This is a genomic window from Cupriavidus sp. FW305-27, from assembly GCF_058787995.1.
In genome coordinates, this window is the sequence record NZ_JBYTAG010000018.1 from 1 (window position 1) to 16,270 (window position 16,270).

Genomic DNA, 16,270 nt, shown 5'->3' on the forward strand with positions numbered 1-16,270 from the left:
CCCTCGCTTCGACCCGACCACCCCCGACCACAAACGCCGCCAGGCAAACGACCTCGACTGAGGAGATACCCATGCTGATTGGACTGACCGGCCGCGCAGGATCCGGCAAGGACACTGCTGCCGCCTACCTGGCTGAAGCGCACCGCTTCATGCCGCTCGCATTCGCCGCACCGCTGCGCGAAATGCTCAAGGTCGGCCTTGGCCTGACCGACGAGCACTTCACCCAGGCCAACAAGAACACCGCCATCGACTGGCTGGGCCGCTCCCCGCGCCAGTTGATGCAGACGCTGGGCAGCGAATGGGGCCGCACCCATATCGGCTCGACCGTTTGGGTCGATGTCGCTGAGCGCGAGGTCGACTCCCTAAGCGGCCTCGATGTGGTGTTCACCGACGTGCGCTTCGAGAACGAGGCCGCGATGATCCGCAACCGCGGCGGCATCATCATCCGCTTGGTGCGCGCCGCAGCACAGCCCGTACATACCCACGTCAGCGAAGCCGGCGTCAAGCTGCTTGAGTTCGATCGAGAGATCCACAACAACGGCACGCTCTTCGAGCTCTACGACAAGCTGGATGCGATCGTCGGTGAGGAATCGTTTCTGGGAGCCCTCTCGTGACCGCTCGCCCTCCTCTCCCCGTCGCCATTCCCATGATGCCGCACAACCGGCAGCACCTGGAACTGACCTTCTACGCCGACCTGGTGCGCTTCACTAGTGACCCGACGCCGCTGGCCTACAACCGGCTGCTGCGCATCCTCGACATTCTGGCCATCGCCATGCCGCTCCAACGCGCACTGGACCAGTTGGTGCAAATCCGCTCCGCGCGCCGCGCCATGGCGGCCATATTGGATCGCTTCGAGCGAACCGGCACGCTGGCCATCACCCCCCTGGACGAAATGACGCTGCGCACCGCGGCGCCGCATATCGAGGCCGCCATCGGCCGCGTACGCCTCGACGCCTTTTCCTTCGCCAATGCCCTCGTGCAGCACAAGATGCAGCAGCAAGGCGTGGCGCTCACCGACTGATCCCGGAGCCATCCATGAGCAACCCGCAAGAGTTGGTGACCATTCGCGTGCGCGACTTGGTCATCTCGCCCCGCAACGTCCGCAAGACGCCCTCGTCGACCATTCGCGAGCTGGCCGCATCGATCAAGCACCATGGCCTGCTGCAGCCCCTGACGGTGATCGATGTCCCGGCGAAGGGTAAGAAGCCCGGCCGCACGGAAGTGATCGCCGGTGGTCGGCGCCTGCGCGCCCTGCAAATGCTGATCGAGGCCGGCGAGCTGGACGCCGAGCACCGCGCCCTGTGCGCAGTGCGCGAGGCCGATGCCGCCGAGGAAATCAGCGTCGCCGAGAACATGCACGAGGCCATGCACCCGGCGGACGAGTTCCAGGCCTTTAAGGAACTGATCGACGCCGGCAGCACCGCCGAAGAGGTCGCCGCCCGCTTTGGCGTCACGCCGCTGACCGTGCAGCGCCGCCTGAAGCTCGCCAACGTTTCCCCGCGCCTCGTGCAGGGCTACCGCGATGGCGAGCTCAACCTGGACCAACTCATGGCGCTGGCCATCACCGACGATCACGCCGCCCAGGAACGCGTGTGGGAGCGCGCGAAGAAGCAAGGGCCGTGGTACACAGGCGCCGCCCACCTGCGTAGCGCGCTGGCCGCGCCAGGTGCCATCGATGTCAAAGCTGACCGCCTTGCCCGCTTCGTAGGCCTCGATGCCTACGAGGCCGCTGGCGGGCCGGTGGTGCGCGATCTGTTCAGCGACGGCGGCGGCTACATCGGCGACGCCCATCTGCTCAAGCGCCTGGCCGACGAGAAGCTGCAGGCGGTCACCGAGCGACTGCGCGCCGAAGGCTGGAGCTGGGTGGAAGCCGTGGACAGCTTCGGGTATTCGGAGGAGTCGGCCTATGGCCGGAGCCAAGCGAAGAAGCGCTCCCTCACCGAGGCCGAGGCCGCCGATCTGGACGCGCTCAAGCAGCGGGCCAAGGAACTCGACGAGCGCAACGATGCCCTCGATGTCGAAGACGACGCACTGCTAGAGGAGCTTGCCCAGGTCGAGGCCTCGATCGAGCACATCGAAGGCAGCCTGGAAACCTACTCTGACCGCCAGAAGGCCAAGGCTGGCGCTGTCGCCACGATCCGCCACAACGGCGAGCTGCAGATCTACCGCGGCCTCATCAAGCCCGAGAAGGGCAAGAAGGAGAAGGACACGCGTTCGGATACCGCCAGCCCCAATGGCAGCACGGCTGCCGCGCCCGATGAAGCCGCCGAGCGCCCGCTGTCCGAGCGCATGGTCACCACGCTGACCGCCCACCGCACTGCCGCCCTGCAAGCGCTGGTGGCACAGTCGCCGGCCGTCGCGCTGGTTGCGCTGCTCTATGCCCTGGTGCCGCAGATCTTCAAGGCGCTCTCCCTGCGCCGCTGCAGCGCCGTGGCCAAGGTGTCGCTCGCGAACAACCGCGGCTGCGGCCAGCAAGGCACCGACCTGGAAGGCTCGCGCGCCTGGGTGAGCCTGGAAGACACAATTGGCCGCTGGGAGGAACGCCTGCCGGGCGAAGGCGAAGACCTGTTCGCCTGGCTGCAGGGCCTCAGCCAGGCCGACCAGCTCGACCTTCTGGCCGTCTGCGTGGCGCACAGCATCAATACCGTCGAGCACCGCGAGGATTCCGCTGGTCATGAGCACGCGCACCAGCTCGCCGCCGCCGTCGACCTGGACATGGCGGATTGGTGGCAAGCCACGGCCGGGTCCTACCTGGCCAGCGTGCCGAAGTCGCGCCGCATTGAGGCCGTGCGCGAAGCTGCCGGGGAGGAAGCCGCCAATGCCATCGCCGGCATGAAGAAGGACGCCATGATCGCCGCAGCCGAGCAGCGCTTGGAAGGCCAGCGCTGGCTGCCAGCCATCCTGCGCCGCCCCGGTGCGCCGGCCAGCACCACCGCGCCAGCGCCGTCGCCGGCAAACGAGGCGCCGCCTGCAGCGCCCACCGCAGGTGCCGACAAGGCTCCGATCGTCAAGCGGATCCCGGTGCGCTACCGCGACGAGAACGGCAATACCTGGACTGGCCGCGGCAAGCGCCCGGGGTGGGTCGAAGCCGCATTGAAGGCAGGCAAGACGCTGGACGAGCTGCTGGCCACGGATGCCCAGGAGGTCGAAGCGTGAAAGCGAATCGAACCACCCCCTCGCCCAACAGCAGCGCCGCGCGCCTGACGGAACAACAAGGCCAGCGCCTGGCTGCCACGTCGCGCCCCGACTCCGCATATCGCGCGCCACGCCAAACCACCGCTGCGGATCTGCGCGCCGACAAGCTGGTCAGGGCCATGAAGCTACGCCTCGCAAAATGCCCCCCCAAGAAGCGTGAGGCGCTGAACAGCCCGCTTGAATTCTCCATTGAAAGCCTCAGCCAGCTCCTGGCCGAGGCAGTTTGCAGCGGGGACCCGGTCAGCGTTTCCATCATCGCGATGGAGCTCCACGCCCGCGCAGCCCATCACCTGGTCGTCGCTGAACACGCTCGCCGCGCCCTCCTGCGTGGCAGCCGCGAGCCGCTGGTGGTGGACGCCGAGCGCTACCGCAAGCTGCGCGACGTCCCCAACGACCAGCTCGGCGTCGTCGGCGTGCCCTGCATTTCCCTGCCGACCGCCCCCCGCGTCGGCGATCCCCTGAACGGCCCGGACGCCGACGCTGCAGTGGACGCCTATACCCCGCAGTCATGACCGCCATTTCCCTTATCACGTCCGCCGCCGTGCTGCTGGCTGCCATCGTGATCGGCGCCCGCACGCGGGCCAAGTGGATGACGAAGACTTTCGATCCTAAACCGAAGCCAGCAGCCACCACCCAGGATAGCCACAATGCTTGAAGCCACCCAACGCATCATCCCGGCCGCCAGCGCGCCGGCCATGCCGGCATTCCCGGCAAGCGTGTTTCACCTGGGCGCCGGCATGCCGCAGGCCGAGCCCGAGCACGCGCCCGCCCCGCCCCCGGTAGCCACAGCAGCGCCGGCAGGCACGCCCGCGTCCACACCCGCGCCCGTAGCCCCTGTGACGAAGGTCGATCTCGCTATCGCCTACGTGAAGCAGTACGGCGAGGCCTCGCACGCCGAGCTGGCCAGCGCCATGGGCCTAGAATCGGACAGCCACGTCAAATCGTTCCTGAAGACGCCGCTGGCAGACGGCCGCCTGCACGCCGAGGGGGACCGCTACACGATCGGCACCGGCCGGCCGCCCACGACACCGCGGCGGGCCCGTACGGCGCCGCCAGGGACCAAGCCTCAACACACCCAGAGCACGACCGCTACCATGACCGCTGCCCTGGACGTGCAGGCCACCAGCGCTCACATCCAGGTCGGCGGTATCAGCATCTGCGTATGGCATAGCGGCCGGGTATCGATCTCCGCAAACGGCAGCACCGTCGAGCTGACGCCCGACCAGGCGAACATCATGCGCGCCTTCGATGCTTTGCTCGCGCAAGGCGCTGGAGTCACCGCATGACTGCGACAACGCAACCACGCGAATGGCTGGCCGCGATCACCAGCCCGTCACGCGGCGTGATGGACATGACGCCTGGCGCCTGGAGCCGCAGCCCGGCCAACATCGAGCGCGTGCTGGTGCGCGAGGTCCTGGCCGGCGAGCCGCCAGCTGCGATCGCTACGGCGGCCAGCGGCTGCTCCGACGTAGCCGACGCCATCAACGCTGCCATGACGGATCTCGCACGCGAGCTGGGCTGCTTCTACAGCGACGCGATTCCGCACAACGCCAGCCTCTTCATCCCAAGCGAAGCCCACGCTTGCGCGAACCCCGCGGACGCGATCCGCCGGCTGTTCGCGCACGTGCACGCCGGCGGCCTCATCAACCGGCCGGCACCGCTGCAGGCCGACAAGCCCGCAGCTCGTGCCAACAAGGCCGAACCCGCCCCCACCGAAGTCGACTCGCGCCAGGTGGCGCTTTTCGAGGAATGACAGTGAACCGCCCCACCCTCGCCCGCACGGCCGGCATCCTTTGCAGCAATTCCGACTTTCGCCACTTCCTGGCTATGCATTTCCCAGCGACCTGGGCGCGATTTGACTCGCTGCGCGACACTGAACGCGCGGCGGCGGTGATCCGCGCCGTCTGTTGCATCGACTCCCGCAGCGAACTGGACCGCCAAGCGAATGCAGCGCGACGCTATCACACTCGCATCGGCTTAGCGTTCTCCAGCTGGCGCGCGACACAGGCCGGACAAAACCGACGGCAAAACGGCTAGATTCCAAGCCTTTCTCAGACGCGGTGGTCTAGCCCAACGGCTTAGTTTTGCTCCATGAAATCGAATTCGATCCAATCCGGTATGTCTCCTTGGGCCAGAATGCGACGGATCAACTCCGCACAGCCGGCACTGACCGTCGCAAGAAAGGTATCAATGCTCATTCGCTCGCCGGCGACACTGACATCGCCGGCAGGCTGCTCCCCACGGTGAACCATCGCAGAGCGAATCGCGTATGCCTTCTTAAAAAGCGCATAGTTGCGCTTTCTTTGATGGACATCTCCCCCTAACAGCCGAACGCCACGCACTGTTACCTTGTGAGTCATCTCGGTCGGGTGCGGGTCTCCAAGCAACGCTTCCAGCGCCACCGCGAGTTCCACCGCCGCGTCGCCTCGGCTATGCCTAATGAGGGACTGTTGCAGACGCGCCATGGCGATACGCACAGTTTTCCGCGCCCCCTCAGGAAAGCCAAACAGATCCTCGACAACTTGCCGTGCCACACCTTCATCCAACGGTATCGGGGCTGGCATTCGAAGAGGAAGGATCTCGCGAGTCCAACTATGCCGATGAGAGCCACCCAACGCACATTCCAAATCCGGATTGTCGTAGGCAAACCACCTGCAAACAGGAGTCACTACCCTTGGGCCCACTACTGTCAATGCCAGCGCTGTGTCTTGAAAGGCAACATCAATCTCCTGGATGGCGGACACGTGAGCGTCGGCTTCCCGTGTGTCGTCATTTCGATACACAACGTCATGAATGGTGTGGTCCATGACAAGCGCGGCACCGAATTCCTGGAGGTGAAGCATCGAGTGAACTAGGCCATCTTCGAATCTCGCCCGATGCAGCCAGCGCTTTTGAGGTCCGTCTGGCACGTCCGCAAACGGAATCAAGCGCATACCATTGCCAAAATCAATAGAATGGTCTGTCGCCACCCCCCAGACCGGACTAATGATTTTTCCTGTCGCTACCCGGGTTTCAAAGACCCCGCGCGCCCACTCTATTGCAGCTGCGGACGATTTCCTTGCAATTGCCTGACGAAGCAGCGTCGCGCCAAGTTGATGACTAAAACTTGTTGCTCCGGAAGGCACGCGAATCATGTAATTGCCGTCCGAAGGAAAGCGGTCATCTCGTTGCACCAGGCCATCTAGATCCAGACGCTTGACCACCCGGAAAACCTCGAACGAGGCATCAAGCCGCTGATGGACACGTTCGGGGGATTCATCGGCAACGGGATTGGATAACAACTCAACTACAGGAGGGCTCAGCAGGCGGAGCCCTTCGTCAAGTTTGTCGCGCAAGACATCATGAGTCGAATCGTCGGTTGTAGAGAGGCTGGCTGTTCCCATTTCTAGCTCATCAGTGACATCGCGGCAGCTGGCAGCAGCGCTGCCCGCAGAAAGAAACATACTTGAAGACTTATCGGAGCGCCGCCAAACTCTCTAGTTTGTCCGAAAGCCTCTGAAGCCACTCATGCCGCTCGCGGTCGTACGTGTGCCGGTTGTAGACACCCTGCACGCCAGGCAACATGTGCCCGAGAACGGATTCCGCAACTTCGGTCGGGCAGCCCATTGACGCGAGCAGCGTGCGAACCGTGCGGCGAAGATCATGCGGCGCCCACCGTGCGACCGTGAGGCGGGGCCGCTGATCCTCCGGCCGGGTCTTCGAGTACGGCTGGTGATAGAAGACTGCCGTCTGGATCGTCTTCTGCTCGGTCGGGCCGCCGACCCTGGACGGGAACAGATAACCCTTGCCAGCAATGGCCAGGCGCCGGCGCACGATCTGTTCGGCCTGGCCGAACAGCGGCACGCGCAGGTCCGTAGCCCCCTGGCGCTTGGCATTCTTGGTTTTCGCCTTGGGAATCGTCCACCAGAGGCCGTCTTCCTCCTCGCTGATCTCGGCCGCTTCCATCGAGACAATCTCCGACCCGCGCGTGCCGGTCCACAGATACAGCGCCAGCGCGTCGGCCACGATACGGCTGAAGTTCGGCAGCCAGCGGATCAGCTCGCCGACCTCGGTCTCAGTCAGCACGCGCTTCACCTCTCCCACCGACTTTCCTTCGATCTTTTTCCCCCGGCTCTGGAATCTGCCGCGCATAATCTGGCGCCACCAGTTCGGCGTGTCCTCCGGAAGCTTTCCGGCGTCCAGACCATAGTCCCAGGCCGCCCCGAGCTCGGAACGCAGCTTCCCAGCCTGGACAGGAATGTGCATGTACGAGTTGAGCAACTCAAACGCAACCGACCGGGTAACCTGCTGAGGAAGCATGTCGGCAATTGGGCCCAGCATGGTGTCAAACATCCTGCGGATCTCTTTCGCCCCTTTCAGTGCTCGATTGCGCTCAACGTGCCCTTCCAGATAGTTCCGGCAGAGCCGACGGACATCGTACGGCCCCTCCTGCGGTAAACTCCCCTCCGATACCGACCGTGCGCTGGCTCTCGCTGCACGCTTCTCCGCTGCAACATCGCGGCCACTGTCCCGGGCAGCCCTTAGCTTCTCCCATTCGACAATGGCAGCCGCCGGCGACATCGCTGGCCAGGCCCCGATCTTCGTCTGCTTCATGCGGCCGTCGACCGGCGACTTGTAGCGGTAGATCCACGTGCGCCGGCTGGCGGCGCATTCGAGGCGCAGGCCCGGATGATCTGTGATCGTCATGTGCTCGCCCGGTTTGAGCAGCTTGGCAGCGCGCGCGTCGAATTGCATGGCGTAGGATTTCAGTAGCGTAGGTTTTGCCGGAATGGCATCGGCGCACCCCGGCGTGGTTTTTTCGGGATGATACGCTAGAAACCTACGCTAACGACAGGAGTGTAGGCGAGTGAAGATGAGTGTTGACGAGATGAACGAAAGTCCCCCGATTGGCGTGGAAGCCGCGCCGATAAAGGGATTGCGCGGAAAAACCAAGGTAGATCAGACTGTTACGGAATCGTCCGCGGAGCGTCACACTCCCATGATGCAGCAATACCTGCGCATCAAGGCAGACCACCCCGACACCCTGCTGTTCTACCGCATGGGTGACTTCTACGAACTCTTCCACGACGATGCCGAAAAGGCCGCGCGCCTGCTCGACATCACGCTGACCGCGCGCGGCGCCTCCAATGGGGTGCCGATCCGCATGGCCGGTATCCCCTTCCACTCGGCGGACCAGTACCTGGCGCGCCTGGTGAAGCTGGGCGAATCCGTGGCGATCTGCGAGCAGATCGGCGACCCGGCCACCAGCAAGGGGCCGGTGGAGCGCAAGGTGGTGCGCATCGTCACCCCGGGCACGCTCACCGACGCCGCGCTGCTGCCGGACAAGGCCGATACCTTCCTGATGGCGGTGCACCAGCAGACCACGCGCCGCGGCGTCAGCAAGACCGGGCTGGCATGGCTGAACCTGGCCAGCGGCGAGCTGCGCGTGATGGAATGCGAAGCAGCGCAGCTGGGCCGCGAGCTGGAGCGCATCCGCCCGGCCGAGCTGCTGTATGCCGATGGCATCGAGCTGCCCGCGCTGGCGTGCGCGCGTACCCGCCTGCCCGAATGGCATTTCGACCAGGACGCCGGCACGCGCCGGCTGCGCGAGCAGCTGGGCGTGGCCAGCCTGGACCCGTTCGGCTGTGCCGGGCTGGGTGCCGCGCTGGGCGCGGCCGGCGCGCTGCTGAACTACGCGGCCACCACGCAGGGCCAGTCGTTGCGCCATGTGCAGGGCGTGAAGGTCGAGCGCGAATCGGAGTACGTCGGCCTGGATTCCGCCACGCGGCGCAACCTGGAACTGACCGAGACCCTGCGCGGCGGCGAGTCGCCGACGCTGTTCTCGCTGCTGGACACCTGCTGCACGGCCATGGGCAGCCGCGCGCTGCGCCACTGGCTGCACCACCCGCTGCGCGACCCGGCGCTGCCGCAGGCACGCCAGCAGGCCATCGGCGTGCTGATCGACCAGGGCACCGATGCCCTGCGCACGGCGCTGCGCCGGCTGGCCGACGTCGAGCGCATCACCTCGCGGCTGGCGCTGCTCAATGCGCGGCCGCGCGACCTGTCCTCGCTGCGCGACACCTTGCGCGCGCTGCCGGACGTGCAGGCCTGCATCCGAGATGACCAGGGCAGCACCTTGCTGGCGCAGACCCTGCACGACCTGGCCGTGCCGCAGGACTGCCTGGACCTGCTGGTGCGCGCCGTGGCCGAAGAGCCGGCCACCGTGGTGCGCGACGGCGGCGTGATCGCGCGCGGCTACGATGCCGGACTGGATGAACTGCGCGACATCTCCGAGAACTGCGGCCAGTTCCTGATCGACCTGGAAACGCGCGAACGCGCCCGTACCGGCATTGCCAACCTGCGCGTCGAGTTCAACCGCGTGCATGGCTTCTATATCGAGGTCACCAACGGCCAGGCCGACAAGGTGCCCGACGACTACCGCCGCCGCCAGACGCTGAAGAATGCCGAGCGCTACATCACGCCTGAGCTGAAGGCCTTCGAAGACAAGGCGCTGTCGGCGCAAGACCGCGCGCTCGCGCGCGAGAAGCAGCTCTACGACGGCCTGCTGCAGGCGCTGCTGCCGCACATCGGCGAGTTGCAGCGGGTGGCGGGCGCGCTGGCGCGCCTGGACGTGCTGACGGCACTGGCCGAGCGCGCACAGACGCTGGACTGGTCCGCGCCTGAGCGCGTCGCCGAGAACGTGGTCGACATCGTGCAGGGCCGCCACCCGGTGGTCGAAGGCCAACTCGCGGCCGAGTCGGTGGCGTTCATCGCCAACGACTGCCAGCTCAACGAAGCGCGCAAGCTCTTGCTGATCACCGGCCCGAACATGGGCGGCAAGTCGACCTTCATGCGCCAGACCGCGCTGATCGTGCTGCTGGCCTGTGTCGGCGCCTACGTGCCGGCGCGGCGCGCGGTGATCGGGCCGATCGACCGCATCTTTACCCGCATCGGCGCCGCCGATGACCTCGCGGGCGGCCGCTCCACCTTCATGGTCGAGATGACCGAGGCCGCCGGCATCCTGCACCACGCGACCCCGGCTTCGCTGGTGCTGATGGACGAGATCGGGCGCGGCACGTCGACCTTCGACGGGCTGGCGCTGGCCTGGGCGATCGCGCGTCACCTGCTGTCGCACAACCGCAGCCATACCCTCTTCGCCACGCATTACTTCGAGCTGACGCAGCTGCCGCAAGAGTTTCCGCAGGCAGCCAACGTGCACCTGTCGGCGGTCGAGCATGGCGATGGCATTGTCTTCCTGCACGCAGTGCAGGACGGCCCCGCCAGCCAGAGCTACGGCCTGCAGGTAGCGCAGCTGGCCGGCGTGCCGCAGCCGGTGATCCGCGCCGCGCGCAAGCACCTGGCCTGGCTGGAGCAGCAATCGGCCGACGCCACGCCCACGCCGCAGCTGGACCTGTTCGCGGCACCGCCAACGCCGGATGACGACGAGGACGACTTCGGCGCTGCCCCGTCGGCCGTGCCCGCGCCGCTGGCACCCACGCTCGCACCCGAACAGGCCGCGCTGGTCGATGCGCTGGCCAACCTGGATCCCGACACCCTGACGCCGCGCGCAGCGCTGGAGGCGCTGTACCGGCTCAAGGCACTGGCAGGCGAGGCGCTCGACGCCGCATGAACGCTGCACGCCGTGCCCTGCTTGCCATGCTGCTGCCGCTGCTTTGCACGGCCGGCATGGCATCGGCCGCGCCCGCGGGCCGCGCCGGCAAGGCACCGGCCAGGCCAAAGCTGACGCGCATCGCGCTGATCGCCGACCTGCCCCAGTGGCCGGCCGCGGAGGCCAACGCGGCGGCACTGCTCGACTACTTCGGCGAGCGCAAGCTGGACCTGGTCATTCATGCCGGCGGCATCAAGGGCGATACGGAGTCGTGCAGCGATGCGGTGCTGGGCAACCGCCAGCAATTGCTGGACCAGTCGCCGCTGCCGCTGGTCTACGTGCCCGGAGAGACCGACTGGTCCGAATGCCGGCTGCCGGTCAACGGCGGCTTTGACGCGGTCGAGCGCCTGAACCGGCTGCGTGAGCTGTTCTTCCCCGAGGACGCCACGCTCGGCCGGCATCCGCGACCGCTGCACCGGCAGTCGGACCAGGCGCTGTTCCGCAGCTTCCGCGAGAACATGCGCATGGAGGTGGCCGATATCCTGCTCGTCGGCATGAACCTGCCGGGTGACAACAACCACTACCGCGACGAAGGCGGGCGCAACGGCGAGTTCGAGGACCGGCGCGAGGCCAACCGCCAGTGGCTGGCGCGCGCGTTCTCGGTGGCGCGGCAACGCGACCTGAACGGCATCGTGGTGGTGGTCCACGCCGACCCGCATTTTGCCAACGGCTGGGAGAAGAAAGGCCGCCCGACGCTGCTGGACGGCTTCATGCGCCACCGCACCCGCGACGGCTACCTGGAATTCAAGCGCCAGCTGCGCGAGCTGGCCGGTCGTTTCCGCGGCCAGGTGCTGCTGGTGCATGCGGGCGGAAACGGGGCCAACGGGGCGGACAACGGCTTCGGCATCGACAAGCCGCTGCGCGATGCGGCCGGCAAGGTCATGCAGAACTTCACGCGTGTGTCACTGCCCGCCAACACGGTCTCGCAATGGGCCGAACTGGTGATCACGCCGGGCGCGGCCTCACCGTTCGCAGTCATGCTCAAGGACGCACCGGCACCGCGCTGAGACCGCTTGCCGGCCCGACAACGAAAAAGCCGGCTGCGGCCGGCTTTTTCCTGGGGTGCGGAATACGAACCGTGCAGCGCGATCAGTGCAGCGTGCGCGGCGTGTCGTCGTCCTCGTCCTCATCGACGACTTCAACGCCCGAGGCGCCATGGGCGTGGCCGTGCTCGATTTCCTCGGCGGTGGCCTCGCGGACTTCGGAGACCTTCAGCCAGAAGCGCAGCGCCATGCCGGCCAGCGGATGGTTGCCATCCAGCACGACCTTGTCCTCGGCCACGTCGGTCACGGTATAGATGACGGAGTCCTCTTCGTCGCCATCTTCGGGCATGCCTTCGAACTGCATGCCGACTTCCAGCGGCTCGGGGAAGCGGTTGCGCGGCTCGACCTTCACCATATCGGCGTCATAGTCGCCGAACGCGTCTTCCGGCTCCAGCTGCAACTGGGTCTCGAAGCCCGCGTCATGACCGTCGAGCGCTTCCTCGATCTTGGGGAACGTGCCATCATACCCGCCGTGCAAATAAACCATGGCTTCATCTGACTCCTCGATCAGATTGCCTTGCGCGTCCGACAGCTTGTACATCACGGACACCACAGTATTCTTAGCGATTTTCAATTCTTGACTCCATGAACGATTCCGCATTATACGCGCAGGCCCTGCCCCCTGGCCCCGTCGATCCAGACACTCCGCTCGACCTGCTTGGTGGCATGACGCCTGCTGCATTCATGCGGGATATCTGGCATCGCAAGCCCCTGCTGATTCGACAGGCAGTACCCGGAATCGTGCCGCCTGTGTCGCGCGAGGCTCTTTTCGACCTGGCCGACAGCGATGACGTCGAATCGCGCCTGGTGACGCACTTCCGTAACCGCTGGAAACTCGCGCATGGCCCATTTGCGCGCGAAAACCTGCCCGGCGTCAAGGCCCGCCAGTGGACCCTGCTGGTGCAAGGGGTAAATCTGCATGACGCCGCCGCGGCGGAACTGATGGGCCGCTTCCGTTTCGTGCCGGACGCGCGCCTGGACGACCTGATGATCAGCTACGCCACCGACGGCGGCGGCGTGGGCCCGCATTTCGACTCCTACGACGTGTTCCTGCTGCAAGTCTCGGGCCGGCGCCGCTGGCGCATTTCGTCGCAGACCAGCCTTGAGCTGATCCCGGACATGCCGCTGAAGATCCTCGCCGACTTCAACGCGGAACAGGAATGGGTGCTCGAACCCGGCGACATGCTCTACCTGCCGCCGCAATATGCGCACGATGGCATTGCCGAAGGCGAATGCATGACCTGCTCGATCGGCTTCCGCGCGCCGGCCTACCGCGAGCTGGCCGGGCATTTCCTGGCCTGGCTGTCTGAAACGGTCGAAGACAATGAAGACCTCGGCGGCCGTTATGCCGACGCCGGCGAGCGCGCCGCCACGCGGCCCGCGCAGTTACCCGCCGGCATGGCCAAGGCAGTCGCCGAGCGGCTCAAGGCGTTGCAATGGAATAGCCAGATGGTGTCCGAATTCCTCGGCAGCCATCTGTCAGAACCCAAACCTGGCGTTGAATTTGCAGAGATACCCGACATGCCGTTGCGCCGTTATGCGACACTGGCGGCCCGCCATGGTGTGGTACTGCCATCAGCATCGATTGCGCTTTACGACCGCGCGAATTTCTTCCTCAATGGAGAAGCCTACGAGCCGCCGGCCGAACTGATGCAATGGCTGAAAAAGTTGGCCGATTATCGGCAGCTTAGTAGCGAAGATGTTGCGGCTTGCGCGGACCTACCCGATCTGATGGAAACTTTCCATCACTGGACGCTGGAAGGATGGCTGCAATTGGGCCCGCGGCTGTAATAATACGTAACATTGCGAATCAGTAAATTTCGGCGCTACACAAGCCGGGAAAACGCGGATATAATTGTTGGCTGGCTAGTACTGTGGACCATTGCATTTATCGGGACCCGGGAGGGCCTCTATTTTGCAGTTCAAGAGCGATAATTACCGGTAATTATTCATCGCCTGTTTTCCGTTATTACAAGTTAAAGGACGAACAATGAAGAAGTCTCTCCTGATCGCATCGCTGCTGGCCGCTGTTGCTCTCGCCGCTTGCGGCAAGAAGGAAGAAGCTGCCGCTCCGGCCGCTGACACGGCTGCTCCGGCTGCTGCCGCTCCGGCCGCTGAAGCTTCGGCTCCCGCTGCTGAAGCCCCGGCCGCTCCGGCTGCTGCTGCTCCGGCTGCTGACGCTTCGGCTCCGGCTGCTGACGCTTCGGCTCCGGCTGCCAAGCAGTAATCGGTTCCTGACCGATGAAAAAACCGGCCTTCGGGCCGGTTTTTTTATTTGGGCGCTGCTACCGCACTGCGCCCTGCCGAATCCACGCATCCCTCAGGCGCGCACCGCCTGCCAGTCCAGGCCCTCGTCCTGGTCTGCCACCAGCACCTCGGACGGCAACGCACCCAATGCCATTGCCAGCGCCCCCGTTGCCAGCTCACGCGTATTGTTCTGCTTGCTGAGGTGGGCCGCGACCACGCGGTTCAGGCCGGCATGGGCAACTTGCGCCAGGATACTGGCCGCCACTTCATTGGCCAGGTGGCCGAAGTCCCCGCCGATGCGCCGCTTCAGCGAAGCCGGATAGACCGAATTGCGCAGCATCTCGCGGTCATGGTTGCATTCCAGCACCAGCGCATCCACGCCTGCCAGGCGCGCCGTCACGTAAGGCGTCTCCATGCCTGCATCGGTCAACACACCCAGCCTTGCCTGCCCGTCCGACAAGACGAACTGCAGCGGCTCGCGCGCATCGTGCGGCACGGTGTACGGCAGCACCTGCAGTCCGCCGATGGCAAAGGCATGGTCGGCGCCGCAGACGCGCACGTCGGCCGCATCGGCGCCGCGCAGGTGCGAGGTCGCCAGCCAGGTGCCGTGGCTGGTATACACCGCCAGGCGGTGGCGGGCGGCAAAGGCGTAGGCCGAGCCGACGTGGTCGCCATGCTCGTGCGTCACCAGCACGGCGTCGAGCTGGTCCGGCGCGACGCCCAGGCGCTCCAGGCGCCGCGCGGTCTCGCGGATGCCGAAGCCGCAGTCGAGCAGCACGCGCGTGGTGGTGGTGTCTTCGCGGGATTCGATCAGCAGCGAGTTGCCCTCGCTGCCGCTGCCGAGGAAGGCGAAGCGCATCATGGCCGCGCCCTCCCCGCCAGACACCGGCCAGGACGGCCGGCTGGCATGCCAGCAGTCATGCGCCGGCTCAGTGCAGTTGCTCGTCGATCAGCGACAGGATGCGCTTGCCGATTTCGCCGTTCTCAGGCTGGCCGGCATCGTTGAGCACCGTCACCAGCGTGCCGCTGCCCGTGCCCTTGAGCGACACGCGATACTTCTTGGCGGTCTTGGAATCTTCCGGCTTGGTGAACAGCTTGGAGAAGAAGCCACGGCTGTCGGCAACGGTGCGCGGGTCGACATAGCGCACGTAGTACAGGCCCTGGCCGCGGTCGCGGTCTTCAACCGTGAAGTTCACGCGGTCCAGCGACAGGCCGACCGAGCGCCAGGCGCGGTCGAACGGTTCGGGCAGCTGCAGCGCCGGAGCGCCGTTGACCTGGGACAGGTACGACTTGGCCGGCGCGGCGCCATCGGCACCAGCAGCAGCGCCAGCAGCGGCGGCCGTGCCCGCAGCGGCTGCGGCATTGCCCGCCGCCGCCGGGTTCTTGGCCATGCGGTCGGCTTGTTCCTTCTGCACGCCCAGGCGCTGGGCCAGGCGCGACAGGAATTCGGCTTCCAGCTCAGGATCGGCCGGACGCGGGGTCCAGACCGTGCTCGACTTGTCGATGCCGGTCAGCTGCTCCTGCGCACCGCGGTGGCTGATGAAGACCTCCAGCGTGCCGTTCTGCGAACGCTCGACGCGGGTGCGGAACTTGTCGCGCTCCGAGGTCGAGTACAGGCCGTCGAAGACCTTGCCAATGGTGTTGCGGATGATGTCCTGCGGGATCTTGGCGCGGTTCTCGGCCCAGTCGGTTTCCATGATGCCGGTCTCGGGCGAGTCCTGCACCAGCAGGAAACCGCTTTCCTGCCAGAAGCCGCGCAGCTGCTGCCACAGCTGGTCGCCGCGCATGCCGTTGCTGATCACCAGCCAGCGCTGGTTGCCGTCGCGCTCCATGCGGATACCCTGGGCGGAGGGCAGCACGTTCTCGCTCGGGGACTGCTCGCGCACCTTGGTGGCCTGGCTGTACGTCGACAGCGTCGAGGTGCCGTTCGCATCGGGCACCGAATAGCGGCGATCGCCCTCCAGCTTGGTCAGGTCGGGCGGGATATCCAGCGTAGGCGTGCGCTTCGAGGCCGACGACTTGTAGTCGATCTTGTCCGGCTGCATCGCTTCGTTGATGCTGCTGCAGCCGGTGATCACGCCAGCGGCGAGCACGGGCACAACCAGGGCGGGGGGGGGGGGGGGGGGGGGGGGGGGGG

The 16,270-nt window shown here is 65.9% G+C and carries 17 protein-coding genes; 12 read left to right on the forward strand and 5 right to left on the reverse strand.

Annotated elements, in window-relative coordinates; genetic code table 11:
- Positions 1-71 precede the first annotated feature (71 nt).
- Genes AC3WRI_RS11065 through AC3WRI_RS11100 form a run of 8 tightly spaced genes read left to right on the forward strand, consistent with a single transcriptional unit; the run spans position 72 to position 5,232 of the window.
- Positions 72-614, forward strand: a complete 543-nt coding sequence (locus tag AC3WRI_RS11065; RefSeq protein ID WP_492293318.1) for a deoxynucleotide monophosphate kinase family protein — start codon at positions 72-74, stop codon at positions 612-614.
- A 32-nt stretch (positions 615-646) separates the two neighbouring features.
- On the forward strand, positions 647-1,021 hold the full coding sequence (locus AC3WRI_RS11070; RefSeq protein WP_492293320.1) for a hypothetical protein: 375 nt from the start codon (positions 647-649) through the stop codon (positions 1,019-1,021).
- Positions 1,022-1,035: 14 nt separating this feature from the next.
- The gene (locus AC3WRI_RS11075) at positions 1,036-3,156 is read left to right on the forward strand and encodes an H-NS family nucleoid-associated regulatory protein (protein WP_492293322.1); all 2,121 of its coding nucleotides are present in this window, start codon (positions 1,036-1,038) and stop codon (positions 3,154-3,156) included.
- Positions 3,153-3,707, forward strand: coding sequence for a hypothetical protein (locus AC3WRI_RS11080; protein ID WP_492293323.1), 555 nt, complete (start codon positions 3,153-3,155; stop codon positions 3,705-3,707). The genes AC3WRI_RS11075 and AC3WRI_RS11080 overlap by 4 nt, the downstream gene beginning before the upstream one ends.
- On the forward strand, positions 3,704-3,850 hold the full coding sequence (locus tag AC3WRI_RS11085; protein WP_492293325.1) for a hypothetical protein: 147 nt from the start codon (positions 3,704-3,706) through the stop codon (positions 3,848-3,850). The genes AC3WRI_RS11080 and AC3WRI_RS11085 overlap by 4 nt, the downstream gene beginning before the upstream one ends.
- On the forward strand, positions 3,843-4,481 hold the full coding sequence (locus AC3WRI_RS11090; protein ID WP_492293326.1) for a hypothetical protein: 639 nt from the start codon (positions 3,843-3,845) through the stop codon (positions 4,479-4,481). The genes AC3WRI_RS11085 and AC3WRI_RS11090 overlap by 8 nt, the downstream gene beginning before the upstream one ends.
- Positions 4,478-4,948: a hypothetical protein gene (locus AC3WRI_RS11095; RefSeq protein WP_492293328.1), complete on the forward strand. Its 471-nt coding sequence runs from the start codon at positions 4,478-4,480 to the stop codon at positions 4,946-4,948. The genes AC3WRI_RS11090 and AC3WRI_RS11095 overlap by 4 nt, the downstream gene beginning before the upstream one ends.
- A gap of 2 nt (positions 4,949-4,950) precedes the next feature.
- A complete protein-coding gene (locus AC3WRI_RS11100; protein ID WP_492293329.1) occupies positions 4,951-5,232 on the forward strand; it encodes a hypothetical protein in 282 nt (93 codons plus the stop codon).
- Between the two features lie 41 nt (positions 5,233-5,273).
- Here AC3WRI_RS11100 and AC3WRI_RS11105 read toward each other — a convergent pair whose 3' ends face one another.
- Together AC3WRI_RS11105 and AC3WRI_RS11110 are read right to left on the reverse strand one after the other, a co-directional pair.
- Complete coding sequence (locus tag AC3WRI_RS11105) at positions 5,274-6,578, reverse strand: hypothetical protein (protein WP_492293330.1); 1,305 nt, start codon at positions 6,576-6,578, stop codon at positions 5,274-5,276.
- Positions 6,579-6,648: 70 nt separating this feature from the next.
- On the reverse strand, positions 6,649-7,929 hold the full coding sequence (locus tag AC3WRI_RS11110) for a tyrosine-type recombinase/integrase (protein WP_492293331.1): 1,281 nt from the start codon (positions 7,927-7,929) through the stop codon (positions 6,649-6,651).
- A gap of 244 nt (positions 7,930-8,173) precedes the next feature.
- Between AC3WRI_RS11110 and mutS the strand changes: the two genes are divergently transcribed.
- Together mutS and AC3WRI_RS11120 are read left to right on the forward strand one after the other, a co-directional pair.
- Positions 8,174-10,804: a DNA mismatch repair protein MutS gene (mutS, locus tag AC3WRI_RS11115; protein ID WP_492293332.1), complete on the forward strand. Its 2,631-nt coding sequence runs from the start codon at positions 8,174-8,176 to the stop codon at positions 10,802-10,804.
- Positions 10,801-11,850, forward strand: coding sequence for a hypothetical protein (locus tag AC3WRI_RS11120; protein WP_010808975.1), 1,050 nt, complete (start codon positions 10,801-10,803; stop codon positions 11,848-11,850). The genes mutS and AC3WRI_RS11120 overlap by 4 nt, the downstream gene beginning before the upstream one ends.
- An 82-nt stretch (positions 11,851-11,932) precedes the next feature.
- Here the strand turns inward: AC3WRI_RS11120 and AC3WRI_RS11125 are convergent, their stop codons facing one another.
- Positions 11,933-12,460, reverse strand: coding sequence for an FKBP-type peptidyl-prolyl cis-trans isomerase (locus AC3WRI_RS11125; protein WP_026201125.1), 528 nt, complete (start codon positions 12,458-12,460; stop codon positions 11,933-11,935).
- Between the two features lie 11 nt (positions 12,461-12,471).
- Between AC3WRI_RS11125 and AC3WRI_RS11130 the strand changes: the two genes are divergently transcribed.
- Together AC3WRI_RS11130 and AC3WRI_RS11135 are read left to right on the forward strand one after the other, a co-directional pair.
- Complete coding sequence (locus AC3WRI_RS11130) at positions 12,472-13,677, forward strand: cupin domain-containing protein (RefSeq protein WP_174549450.1); 1,206 nt, start codon at positions 12,472-12,474, stop codon at positions 13,675-13,677.
- A 199-nt stretch (positions 13,678-13,876) separates the two neighbouring features.
- Entirely contained in the window at positions 13,877-14,113 is a 237-nt protein-coding gene (locus AC3WRI_RS11135) for a hypothetical protein (protein ID WP_037024358.1), read from the forward strand.
- Between the two features lie 93 nt (positions 14,114-14,206).
- Here the strand turns inward: AC3WRI_RS11135 and AC3WRI_RS11140 are convergent, their stop codons facing one another.
- A complete protein-coding gene (locus AC3WRI_RS11140) occupies positions 14,207-14,995 on the reverse strand; it encodes an MBL fold metallo-hydrolase (RefSeq protein WP_010808978.1) in 789 nt (262 codons plus the stop codon).
- A 67-nt stretch (positions 14,996-15,062) separates the two neighbouring features.
- Positions 15,063-16,270: NlpB/DapX family lipoprotein (bamC, locus tag AC3WRI_RS11145; RefSeq protein ID WP_492293333.1), on the reverse strand; the 1,208-nt coding region annotated here is incomplete at its 5' end.

What these genes read in the sequence shown, in the direction of transcription:
- AC3WRI_RS11065 (WP_492293318.1), top strand. Translation starts at nt 72, where the DNA reads ATGCTGATTGGACTGACCGGCCGCGCAGGATCCGGCAAGGACACTGCT.
- AC3WRI_RS11070 (WP_492293320.1), top strand. Translation starts at nt 647, where the DNA reads ATGATGCCGCACAACCGGCAGCACCTGGAACTGACCTTCTACGCCGAC.
- AC3WRI_RS11075 (WP_492293322.1), top strand. Translation starts at nt 1,036, where the DNA reads ATGAGCAACCCGCAAGAGTTGGTGACCATTCGCGTGCGCGACTTGGTC.
- AC3WRI_RS11085 (WP_492293325.1), top strand. Translation starts at nt 3,704, where the DNA reads ATGACCGCCATTTCCCTTATCACGTCCGCCGCCGTGCTGCTGGCTGCC.
- AC3WRI_RS11090 (WP_492293326.1), top strand. Translation starts at nt 3,843, where the DNA reads ATGCTTGAAGCCACCCAACGCATCATCCCGGCCGCCAGCGCGCCGGCC.
- AC3WRI_RS11095 (WP_492293328.1), top strand. Translation starts at nt 4,478, where the DNA reads ATGACTGCGACAACGCAACCACGCGAATGGCTGGCCGCGATCACCAGC.
- AC3WRI_RS11105 (WP_492293330.1), bottom strand. Translation starts at nt 6,578, where the DNA reads ATGGGAACAGCCAGCCTCTCTACAACCGACGATTCGACTCATGATGTC.
- AC3WRI_RS11110 (WP_492293331.1), bottom strand. Translation starts at nt 7,929, where the DNA reads ATGCAATTCGACGCGCGCGCTGCCAAGCTGCTCAAACCGGGCGAGCAC.
- mutS (WP_492293332.1), top strand. Translation starts at nt 8,174, where the DNA reads ATGATGCAGCAATACCTGCGCATCAAGGCAGACCACCCCGACACCCTG.
- AC3WRI_RS11120 (WP_010808975.1), top strand. Translation starts at nt 10,801, where the DNA reads ATGAACGCTGCACGCCGTGCCCTGCTTGCCATGCTGCTGCCGCTGCTT.
- AC3WRI_RS11130 (WP_174549450.1), top strand. Translation starts at nt 12,472, where the DNA reads ATGAACGATTCCGCATTATACGCGCAGGCCCTGCCCCCTGGCCCCGTC.
- AC3WRI_RS11135 (WP_037024358.1), top strand. Translation starts at nt 13,877, where the DNA reads ATGAAGAAGTCTCTCCTGATCGCATCGCTGCTGGCCGCTGTTGCTCTC.
- AC3WRI_RS11140 (WP_010808978.1), bottom strand. Translation starts at nt 14,995, where the DNA reads ATGATGCGCTTCGCCTTCCTCGGCAGCGGCAGCGAGGGCAACTCGCTG.